Genomic DNA, 10907 nt, shown 5'->3' with positions numbered 1-10907 from the left:
GAATAATACGGCTCTCCTAATCTTGCGAGATCAGCCTCATTCATTCCCTCACCGTTGTCTTTTATACAAATAACGACATTATTAGAATTATCCATATAAGCTCTAATTAATATAACACCTTCTTTGTCCAGTGCTTCAATACTATTTTTAATAATATTTATTAGAGCCTGCTTAAATTTTGATGAATTACCTCTTACAAATAAGTCATTTGCCAACTCAACATTGATTACTCCACCTTGCATTGTAGCAAGAGGAACCAGTATACCTTCAATTTGTTGAAGCTCCTCTGAAATATTTAAAAGCGTTGTTTGTTCAAGCTGTGGTTTGGCGAACGTAAGAAAATCAGTTATGATCTCTGATGCGCGATCTAATTCATCTATTGCAAGTACCATAAAACTTTGTTCCTTATCGTTCGTAGTTTTCTCACGAAGAAGTTGTAAAAAACCTCTCGTCACCTGCAACGGGTTTCTAACCTCATGAGCTACTGAAGCTGCTAACTGACTAATGATTTCCATTTTTTCAGACCGTTGAAGATCATTGTTAAACACTTCAAGTTGTTTTGAATATTTAACAACCTGTTCGTAGTTTTCTAAAATTCTCCTTGCAAGAATCACAACAAGTGCAGCAATAAAACTAAGAATGCCCCATTTCCAGAAAAACAAATCATAGCTCATACCCTTGATAAAATACCAAATAACTTCGGATACCCCGACTGCTGAGAAGATTCCGAAGCCAGTCGTTAAAACAATAGCTTCTTTATTTCCTTGAAAACAATAATTTATAAGCAAGCCGACGAGAAGCAAATTCCCAATTATTATTGAGCCACCGAAAGATATTATAGTAACCATAGTATACATAGTTTTGATCTCAACTGATATAAAAGAAGCAAACAATAATATAACTGTTATAATTAAAATAATAACCTGGAGCCTTCTAAACAATAATATTAACCCATAAGGGCCTCTTCCAAAAATCTTTTCGAAAAAGAAATAAATAGCAGGCATCAATAGGCTTGATGCTAAATCGAATAGATAGTAAATATAAAATCCATACTCCCCGTATATAGTATGTAGATAAGGTGAATATGAGAGGATCATTAAACCGATTGATAAAATAACTACGCACAGAGAACTCCATCCAGCTAAATATGGTTTTCTCAAAAAAATAATAATAAGGAACATAGCCAATGAAACGAACAAAAGGGCTGCTCCCAATACAACATCCAGCATATCGTGCTTCAAAAAATCTTTACTGAGCGTTTGATTCTCGCCAACTAAGATTTGCTTCTTTAATCCTAGCCAGTCTGCATCTGTATGAAGAAAGACGTATACCATTTTATTAGATTCATACGAGCTTAAAGATAATAAAATCTCATTCCTATTATATGGATAATTACGATCAGACTTATATACGAGTTCATTATCAATAAAAATCATTACATCCTTCGCAGTAAGACTGCTAATCAATAGAGCGGGTCTTGAAAAGTAAAATTCAGGTAGTTTAAATCTCAACCATGCCGATGTAATATTAGCAGGCTTAGTAGGTAATGGATCGCCGTAGGTAAACGGGATCCAAGCGCCTTTTTTCTCCAGAAATTCACTATGATCCGAAATTCCAGATGGATTCTCCTCCCAGATCATTTCCCATTCTGTTATCCTGATATTTGGTTCATTCGTTAATGCTTGGAAAGTAGCAGCATAAGAAGCCGTAGCAAAAAAAGGAGTAACAATACAGAGCAAAAACACGAAGATCAACAAAAATTTACGTAGTACTTTCATCATACACCTCAAAAACTCGATAATGTTAATGCTCATATCATACTATATTTCGACAATGTTCGATAAGCCTCCTTCAAAAATTTGGTTGTTGACAAAATAAATAAAGCCGTTTTCAAAGATCATTACGATMTTTGGAAACGGCTTGAATACTTGGATTAAAATAACTTTTTTCTTATCGATACACGGCGAAGCATCATAAAATTCAAGGCTACAATACACAGCATGACAGCAAAGGCAAGAATAATGACTGCTGCTAGCGATGCTCGTTCTACCTCTAATCCCGTTTGCAATAGATTGCCTATCCAGTCTGACGATAGAACAGCCTCCATCGCCATCATTGGCAGCAGGGCAGCAACTGAAATTAGTACGCCTATCTTCCAATTAAATCGATAAAATCCGGAGCCAATGAGCCAACCGCTGCCAAAGTAGGCAAAGAACAAACAGAAATATTCAAAAAAGATCCAGCCGAGCTCTAAAGAAGAAGAAAACAAATGCGGATTGTTCAGCTCTAATGTCCAATTGTTCTTGTCATAAATGAACTGCTCGACAGGATACCCTATCGTTAATATAAGGGCGAATATAGCTGAAAATAGGACTAGTACTAAACTCACACCTCCAATAAAGTGCTTTCTCGTTACTCCACTGGAAACAAAACTTGCGAGCGATGCAGGGGTCAGCAGTATGCCAATGACAAGCAGAAATACTCTCGGCGATATGGTCGTGCTTTCCCAAACCTCTTGCCCTTCAAAATCAGGTCCTACTATAGCCTCAGCATTCGTTAAAACGCCTATACCAATATAGATCAGAATAAATATGACCCAATAAAAAAAGATCGTCCAACGAAAGGTGTACATCATATGCTGTGCCACATTAAGCACGGGATGTTTTCTCTTGCTGCTCATTATTCATCCCCTCTTTTCTTCGTCAAATGAACGAATAAATCTTGCAGTGATACAGGACCAAGCTCAAGCCCTGCTGCTAATGCTTGCTTGCGCTTCACATCAGTGAGCTCTCCGAACACAGTAACTGACTTCGTTTTACCAAGCTTCTGCTCCCCAAGCACCGTCAATCCTTCTGCAAAACGATCCACGCTTTCACTCGGTCCAGTTATAGATGAGCCGCGCGCCCGCAGCGCATCTGTTTCCTCATGCATGATTAGGCGACCTTTATCCAAAATAAGCACCTCTTCAAACAAATTGCCTACTTCCTCAATTAAATGCGTAGATAAAATGAAAGTACGAGGCGTTTCCATATAATCATTAAGCAGCTCTTCATAAAAGGTATAGCGGGACGGAGCATCCATGCCAAGATAAGCCTCATCAAAAATCGTAACCGGTGCGCGGCTAGCAAGGCCAATCGTCACGCCAAGCGCCGACTTCATTCCTCTCGAAAGGGTAGATATACGTTTCTTAATCGGGAGCTCATAGTGACGAATGAGTCGATCCGCATAGTTTGTATCCCAATTGGGCCAGCAGCTAGCCGAAAGCTTTAATACGTCACGAACGTATAAAGTGTCCGGCATATGGCCGCTTTCTTGGATAAAGCATACTTGCTCCATGATGCGTGCATTTTCGAATGGCGCTTCACCATCTATCGATATTTCACCATCTGATTGCTGTCGATAGGATGCTATAATCGATAATAGACTGGTTTTTCCAGAACCATTTCTACCGAGCAAACCGTATATTTTGCCACCCTCGAGCTTGAACGAAATATTGTGTAGCGCTGAAAATGATCCATAACGCTGCCCCAATTGATTCACTTCGATACCTAGCGTCATACGTCAGTCCTCCCTTTCACTTGTTCGATGCGACCAATGATATCTGCAAGAGGGACACCAATTTTCTCAGCTTCCGCAAGCATTTGATCGACGACCTCTTCGAAAAAACGATCTCTGCGCTGTGCCAGCAGCAATTGCCTAGCTTCGCCATTTACAAACATGCCGATTCCCCTTTTCTTATACAAAATGCCTTCCTCCGTCAATAAATGAAAGCCTTTCGCTGCTGTAGCAGGGTTTATACGATAAAACGCAGCATACTGGTTTGTTGACATGACCTGCTCATCTTCTTGCAAAATGCCGCTTATGATGTCGTCTTTAATTTTGTCTGCTATTTGTTGGTAAATGGGACTTCGATCATCAAACACGTCATCACCCCTTTAGGTTACATGGTTCATTAGTTATGTAACTAACCATACAACCGTGACCAATAAATGTCAAGCCTATTTCATTACAGCATGTGATACAGACCTCTGAGGCTAAACGTTGAGAACAAAAAAAACTGCCTCCGGGTATTAACCGTGAGACAGCTTCTTGTCCTCTTATGATAAGCAGTACGTTTGTCCGAGTAACTGGACAGTCCGTTATTTGGTTGCTTGAATTCCCTTCATCCATCCGATCAGCTCCTTGCTTACTTGCTCCAGCTGCTCCTCCGGCTTAATGCTTGCTGGTCGATCCCCTTTTTGCGTGCCATAGGAACCAAATTGACCATGATTCCCTCCTTCAATCGTGACATACTGCGTTGAGCTAGGCATATACCGTTTTCCTTTGCCCCATGCCTCCCAATCCAACACGCCATCATTAGACGCAGTGACTTGCAATACTGGCAGCTTAGCATCTTCAAGAGTTCCAGCTTTTTCTGCATAGGCCGCAAGGAAAAAGATACCCTTAAGTTGATCCAAATGCTCCGCAGCATATCGTGAAGCAAAAACACCGCCAAGCGAGTGGCCGCCTATAACGTAACTTTCCTCTGGATGCTCAGCAATAAAATCATCCGCTTTATTTTGCCCCATTAAAGCAAGATTAAGCGGCATACTTGCAATGTATACACGGTGGCCAGCGTCAGCGAGCTTGTGAGCTAAAGGTGCATAGCTTTTTGGATCTACTAATCCACCTGGATAAAAAATAACATTAGGCTGAACAATCCCGGCTGCTCCAGCGGTCGGTTCAAAGCGATAGCCTGCTTGTCCAATGCTGACCGTAACTTGTTCATCGCTCTTCATGGCAGCTTTTGCCTCAGCAGATGGTGAATAAACCATCATTTGATACGCGACAGCCAGTGACAATAGTAATACCAAAACAATGGCTAACGTCCATATAAGCACCCTCTTTTTTCGCGCTTGCTTCGGTTTTGCCAATGCCTTTGAATCGTGACTCATTTCGTGCACTCCCTTTATTCCAGCATCTTCATTAGCAGCTTTTGTGATTCCAGAGCTTCTTCACCATTCACGCTTGGACTCTTATCTTGTACGATACATTGAATGAAGTGAAGAACAGCATCCTCAAAACCTCGTTGTTTCAGAGTCGTTTGCCAAGATGGCGGCAACGTTTGTGTTACTGTATCGTCACGCTCTACTTCGAGCAAACTCATATTTTTTACACGAATAATTTCGCCTGCCGATACAATTTCGAGCTGCTCCAAGTTCGTTCCTGCATGTCGGTGCATCGCAGTCGATAACGTGTAACCACCGAATGTACTGTAGTGATGCTGTGCATAAAGCAGCTGATTATGCTCGTTAACATTAACGACGCCGTTCATCACAGTCGCCTTCCCATCTGCAAGCCAGCGTGCTGTATCAACTACATGCAAATAATCGTCCAGCATCGTAAAATCTGCGGTTTGTGGACCAACTGAATTCGTCCGATGTTTCTCCATCCGAACCCATGCCGTGTCTGTCATTCGGTTCTTTGCTTCTATGTATAAAGGAGAAAAACGACGGTTAAAGCCAACCATCAGCTTCCGGCCAAACTTTTCTGCGAGCTCCGCAAGCTGCTCTGCCTGATGCAAAGTAGCTGCCAGCGGTTTATCCACATATACATCCTTACCCTGTTTGAGCAGAGTTGACACTACCTCATAATGAGTGTCAGTAGCGCTATGTACAAAAACAGCATCGCAGCGGTCAGCCAGCTCAAGTAAGCTTCCATAGGATGAAATTCGGTACTGCTCACAAATTACTGCACGCTTCTCTGCATTAGGTGAAAAAGCACCAACAAAATTCCAGTCTACAGCTTTCGATAAAATAGGAAGATAGGCTTTTTGTGCAATTCCTCCAAGTCCAACCATACCAATACGCGGTTTGGTCATTTTCAACCACCTCTTCATAAGTTTCATTATTAAAAGGAATACATCAAGCTATTAGCAATAATCCATTTAACTCGCTCCCTAAACTATACACTTATTTGCGTGGGCTGGCATTTGAATACGAAAATTATAGTACCTGAAAAATAAATCCAGCTACTCATGCGAATAGGTTGTTTAAGTCTAGTGACAGTTGAACGCTGCTCGGCTACAATTCATTTAGGTGAAGCACACCGCTCGTACTTCGGACATTTGTTCGTGGTGGGGCGGTTTTTTTTTATTTTATGAGGATGGGGTGGGATGTCACGTATGGTGAATCGTTTTGTATCTGTTAGTGGGAATGAAGGTGGATTGGTTCATTTGGACACAGTGAAACAAGCATACACGAGGTGGATTGCGATGCATTCTGAACTGCGCAAAACTAAGAGTGAACGCAGACGCCGATTAGAAGAGCGCGATGATCATGGCGAGCAGCTATTTGCAATTCATATATGGTGGCCTGTACTCGGCAGCTTTGACTATTGCATCCTGAATATGGGATCAATGATTATCGCTATGGCAGCCGCTTTCTCGACTTTGCTTATGTTCGCCCACCATATYGAATTTCTATCGAAATTGACGGATACGGGCCGCATCACAAACAAGCGTCTCGACGAAAATTTTCAGATGATCGCTTTCGCCAAAACCAGCTTGTGCTGGATAACTGGATTGTAGTGCGTTTCTCCTATGACGACATCGGTGAGCGGCCTAGACAATGCCAGCAGTTTCTTCAACAGTTGCTCGGGAAATTGTATGGTCTCGGAAGCTCCGAAAAGTTGGCTCTACCGTTACCTGCATCCTATCGAGAACTCCTAAGATGGGGACAGCAACGTGAGCGGGGATCAACCTTTACTCCCAAGGAAGCGCAGCATCTGCTAGGTGTCAGCCACTGCACAGCACGTAAATACTTGCAGCATCTGCTGCAGCAAGGACTGCTCGAGCAAGCATCTGGGCATACACGCATACGCACCTACCGCATATCGTCGAAAGTTGCTCAATTGATTATATAAACCTAGAAATAATAAACACATTAGCTCGCTACTAACAATTGTGCATTTGAGGCATATTGGCGGGTAAGTTATGAAAATTAGATTAGTTTTTAGTTCTATTTGTTCGCATTTGATCTGTTTGGCGGAAATAGAGCTAGTTTCTAGAGCTATTCCCAACGACTTCGTGCATTTGAAGCATATTGGAGGACAAGTAATGAAAATTAGACTAGTTTTTAGTTCTATTTTTGCGAATTTGCTCTGCTTGGCGGAAATAGGGCTAATTTCTAGAGCTATTCCCAACAACATTGTCCAGTTGAGATGTATTGGAAGTTGAATCCATAAAATTCACAAGAGAAATCCTACTCTATTACATTTCTATATAAAAACACACTGTAAACTCTCAAAATTTGGTACACTAGTAGCAAATTTGTTTTAAAAAGGATGATGACCATGTCCGACCATAACGACCGTGATGATCTTGCTGATCGACGCCGCAGTAAGCTGAAGGTGCTTCGATTTGATAATAACGGTAAAGATTTAGTTGAATCCGAAAAGCCTGAGGAAACCTTTGCGGACGTAGGCGGGCTTGAGGATGTTAAGAAAAAAATACGCATGAATTTCATATTGCCATTGAAGCAGCCTGAGCTGTTTGCAGCCTACGGCAAAGAAGCGGGCGGCAGCCTTCTGCTCTACGGGCCTCCAGGCTGCGGCAAAACCTTTCTTGCACGAGCGGTTGCTGGAGAAATAGATGCTAATTTCATGCACATTGAGCTGCAAGCTATTCTAGGCATGTACGTCGGTCAAAGCGAAAACAATTTGCATGACATTTTTGAGAAAGCTCGGGAAAATAAACCGTGCGTCATCTTTATTGATGAGCTTGACGCGATGGGCGGCAGCCGCAATCAGATGCGTCAGCATCATGACCGCATACTTGTCAATCAGCTTCTAATGGAGCTCGATGGACTTCGTACGTTCAATGATCAAGTATTTGTCATCGGAGCGACGAATACGCCTTGGTACCTTGATTCCGCACTGCGCAGACCAGGAAGGTTTAACCATATGATTTTTGTACCGCCGCCTGAAGAATCGGAGCGTACAACCATCCTGCAGCTAAAGCTAGCTGGAAAGCCGCTTTCCTCGCTTGATTTAAATAAAATCTCGAAGGAGACCAAACATTACTCAGGAGCGGATCTGGAGCAAATCGTGAAGGATGCCGTAGAGAGCGCACTGGAGCGTACACTCGATATTGGAGAAATTCAGCCCATATCGCAGGACGATTTGAAAAAAGCTGCGAAAAACCGAAAGGCGACTACTCTCGATTGGTTTGCCACAGCCAAAAACTATGCTACGTTCAGCGATATTAATCAGGACTATCAAATCGTTCTCGATTATATGAAACAAAGCGGTTTGAAATAAATCCGATATAGCGAGGTAGACATAGTTATGATGGAAATAGAAGAGGAAATGACCAGTAAACGGTACGAGCGAATACAACAGCTCATGGGTTGGAAAAAGTTTAAGGAAGCTTCTGTTGAGGCGCTTGCGCTAATTCAGGATACTCCCGAGGACCCCTATGCCTATGCACTGTTCGGGCAAGTTAGTCTATACATGGATAATCTGGATCAAGCCCTTCACTGGACCGAACAATCGCTTCAACGCGACCCGGAAAATGAATTAGCCTGGTTTGTTCGCAGCAATGCTTTTTATTCGATGGAAAATTGGAAAGCAGCCTTGGAATCGATTGCCGAAGGACAGCGAATTGATCCTTATGAACCACATTATTATTTCTTGCTGGCTAACATATACAATAAAACGAGAAGGTATGAAGAAGCCCGGGATTTGCTATTGAAAGGACTTGAAATCTCTCCTGAARATTCATTGTATCTCGCTAACTTAAGCTATAACGAAGCGTTGTTGAATCATTTTGCCGAATCAAAAATGCTGGCTAATCAAGCTTTGCGGCTTGATGTTGAGTCTGATATGGTTTACTTATATTTGGCATGGTCAGCAGAAAGACGGAACGATTACGATGATTATCTGCTCATGCTCAAGAACGCGATTAGATTAGATCCTGAAGACAAACAAATTCGTCAGGAGTTTCTCGAAGGACTGCAAAAAAATTATAAATTTTATCGGATCATGCTTTTGCCGGGAAATCTCTTGAAAAAGCTAAAGCCCTGGCAGGTTCTTCTCATTTGGATTGTGATTTGGATTGTCTTTAAGCCGCTCGTTATATTATTTATTATTCTTTATGTCGCGACGCACTGGATTACAAGGCTGCTCGTGCATGTAAAAGTGTTTGGCTGGAAACGAAGAAGGTGAGCAGCTTGTGCTCACCTTCTTTTTTTCTCAACTCGATTCCATGCCTATATTATTTAAGCACTATATCCAGCCGCATAATCGTTATATAAGCTTGTTGACGCGTATACGTGCCTTTTGGGCTGAATTTATTGTTTCCAATGCCTTTCATGACATCATGCATCGACACAAAATCAACGCTCGGCTTAGCCCAGCTTGCTATGATGCTGTTGTCTGCAAATACTGAAGCGTCAGCTGGAACCTTATAACCAAGCACCTTAGCTGTGTTCGTAAGCATGACCGCTGCTTCTTGCCTCGTGATGCTTCCGCTTGGATCAAACTTACCATTTCCTTTACCTTTGACAATACCCATCAAATAAGCAGCTACTACTTCTTTAACCTTCGTATCCGTAAATGGATTATCGCTCAGGACAACTTGTTTTTCTGCTAAAATCTCATCAATCGTCTGGCTTTTCTCCACTTCAAGCAGTTTAATAATAATTTTCGCAAAATCTGCACGTGTGATTAGCTTCTTGTAGTTGTTTTGCAGCTCCGCTGGAATAAGCCCGGCTGATATCGCTTCATCTACCTCTATCTTTGCCCAAGCATCAGGTTGATCGCCTACGGCTGCACTCGTGTCAATCTTAAAGAAGTAGCTTGCCCTGTCGCCTGTTGCCTCATCTAAGATGAACAATTCATAATAGGGAACGCCATAATCAAAGGTTACTGTTCCCGTCGTATTAGCTGGTAAAGCATTAACGAGCTCCTTCTTGCCGTTTATCGTCCAAGGTACTGGACTCGAAACCAAAACACCATTTACCAAGCTATAACCAAATACAACAACGCTAGTATCAACCTTTGCTGTATAGCTCAGAACTGCTTTTTCTGGAACGAGTATCGAAGTAATTGTAACATCCTTATATACATCTCCTAGATCATTGAACGTTAGCGTCTCTTTCACTTCGCCCGATTTCTTCGAAATCGAATATGTATACTTATCCTTCGAAATCTCAGCTGCAGCAGCTGGCATTACGAATGAAAACGTCATTAAGCAGATTGTCAGCCATATCAAAACAGCTTTTTCCCTTCTTTTCATACCAGTACCTCCATGTTTAATGAAATGTATCTGCTATTAATTCAACAATACCAGTGGATTTCCCTTCATTTTCGACAAAACCGCTGCTTATAAAACCTATACAATAAATAGCAAAAGACATTTGTGCACTTTCAGTGCGGCAAATGTCCTTTATTCATACTGTTGCTATTGTTGATGCTTCTGTATCAATTCCCGCTTTAGCTCCCACGTCGCTTCACTTAAATTAACGCGGTACGCTTCCGCATTGAGCTTACGCAAATATTGCGGCCAAAATAGTTCAAATTGTCMCTTATGATAGCTTCGAATTTGATCTAAGCTCGGCATATTATATACTAATTCGCCATCTGTAAAAATCGGCTTTAATAATGTTATCGCCTCATAATGAGTAATAAATTTATGGATATAAGAATGAACCGGGTCAAACAGTTTAATTCGCTCTCCCCTGTTTACATGCTGCTCATCCCTCAGCGTAATATAATCCGCTTCTGCTTTTCCAGTTGATGTGTTAATGATACGGTAAAGCTGCTTGAACCCCGGTGTGGATATCTTCTCTGGATTAGCTGAAATTTTGATAACCGGCTCGTAGCTCCCGTTTTTCTCGCGCGCGACAAGCTTGTACACACCACCGAGT

At 41.9% G+C, this 10907-nt stretch carries 11 protein-coding genes and 1 pseudogene; 4 read left to right on the top strand and 8 right to left on the bottom strand.

Annotated features, from left to right (window positions below):
- From AC1DSE_RS21640 to AC1DSE_RS21615, 6 genes are all read right to left on the bottom strand, one after another.
- A partial coding sequence (locus AC1DSE_RS21640; RefSeq protein ID WP_477528165.1) for a histidine kinase dimerization/phospho-acceptor domain-containing protein occupies window positions 1–1781 on the bottom strand: 1781 nt, incomplete at its 3' end.
- A 152-nt stretch (window positions 1782–1933) separates the two neighbouring features.
- On the bottom strand, window positions 1934–2680 hold the full coding sequence (locus tag AC1DSE_RS21635) for a hypothetical protein (RefSeq protein WP_477512491.1): 747 nt from the start codon (window positions 2678–2680) through the stop codon (window positions 1934–1936).
- Window positions 2680–3558, bottom strand: coding sequence for an ATP-binding cassette domain-containing protein (locus AC1DSE_RS21630; protein ID WP_477512492.1), 879 nt, complete (start codon window positions 3556–3558; stop codon window positions 2680–2682). Before AC1DSE_RS21630 ends, AC1DSE_RS21635 begins: the two co-directional genes overlap by 1 nt.
- Window positions 3555–3923: a GntR family transcriptional regulator gene (locus tag AC1DSE_RS21625; RefSeq protein WP_076271901.1), complete on the bottom strand. Its 369-nt coding sequence runs from the start codon at window positions 3921–3923 to the stop codon at window positions 3555–3557. The genes AC1DSE_RS21630 and AC1DSE_RS21625 overlap by 4 nt, the downstream gene beginning before the upstream one ends.
- Before the next feature lie 216 nt (window positions 3924–4139).
- Entirely contained in the window at window positions 4140–4934 is a 795-nt protein-coding gene (locus AC1DSE_RS21620) for an alpha/beta hydrolase (protein ID WP_477512493.1), read from the bottom strand.
- 14 nt (window positions 4935–4948) lie between these two features.
- Complete coding sequence (locus tag AC1DSE_RS21615; protein ID WP_477512494.1) at window positions 4949–5860, bottom strand: Gfo/Idh/MocA family protein; 912 nt, start codon at window positions 5858–5860, stop codon at window positions 4949–4951.
- A 294-nt stretch (window positions 5861–6154) separates the two neighbouring features.
- Between AC1DSE_RS21615 and AC1DSE_RS21610 the strand changes: the two genes are divergently transcribed.
- The 4 genes from AC1DSE_RS21610 (at window position 6155) to AC1DSE_RS21595 (ending at window position 9204) form a co-directional block, all read left to right on the top strand.
- Window positions 6155–6568 (top strand): hypothetical protein, encoded by a 414-nt coding sequence (locus tag AC1DSE_RS21610; protein ID WP_477512495.1) that lies wholly within the window; start codon window positions 6155–6157, stop codon window positions 6566–6568.
- A 101-nt stretch (window positions 6569–6669) separates the two neighbouring features.
- A complete protein-coding gene (locus AC1DSE_RS21605; protein WP_477528164.1) occupies window positions 6670–6903 on the top strand; it encodes a hypothetical protein in 234 nt (77 codons plus the stop codon).
- A gap of 429 nt (window positions 6904–7332) precedes the next feature.
- The gene (locus tag AC1DSE_RS21600) at window positions 7333–8298 is read left to right on the top strand and encodes an ATP-binding protein (protein WP_477512497.1); all 966 of its coding nucleotides are present in this window, start codon (window positions 7333–7335) and stop codon (window positions 8296–8298) included.
- Window positions 8299–8325: 27 nt separating this feature from the next.
- Window positions 8326–9204 carry a tetratricopeptide repeat protein gene (locus AC1DSE_RS21595; RefSeq protein ID WP_477528163.1) on the top strand — a complete coding sequence of 293 codons (879 nt, stop codon included), beginning with the start codon at window positions 8326–8328 and terminating at the stop codon, window positions 9202–9204.
- A gap of 49 nt (window positions 9205–9253) precedes the next feature.
- Here AC1DSE_RS21595 and AC1DSE_RS21590 read toward each other — a convergent pair whose 3' ends face one another.
- A complete protein-coding gene (locus AC1DSE_RS21590) occupies window positions 9254–10276 on the bottom strand; it encodes an S-layer homology domain-containing protein (RefSeq protein WP_477512498.1) in 1023 nt (340 codons plus the stop codon).
- A gap of 165 nt (window positions 10277–10441) precedes the next feature.
- Window positions 10442–10907: pseudogene (locus AC1DSE_RS21585) on the bottom strand (nicotinate phosphoribosyltransferase); the annotation flags it as partial.

It is taken from the genome of Paenibacillus sp. 01L418, from assembly GCF_056400045.1.
This window is presented reverse-complemented; position numbering and strand designations above follow the sequence as displayed.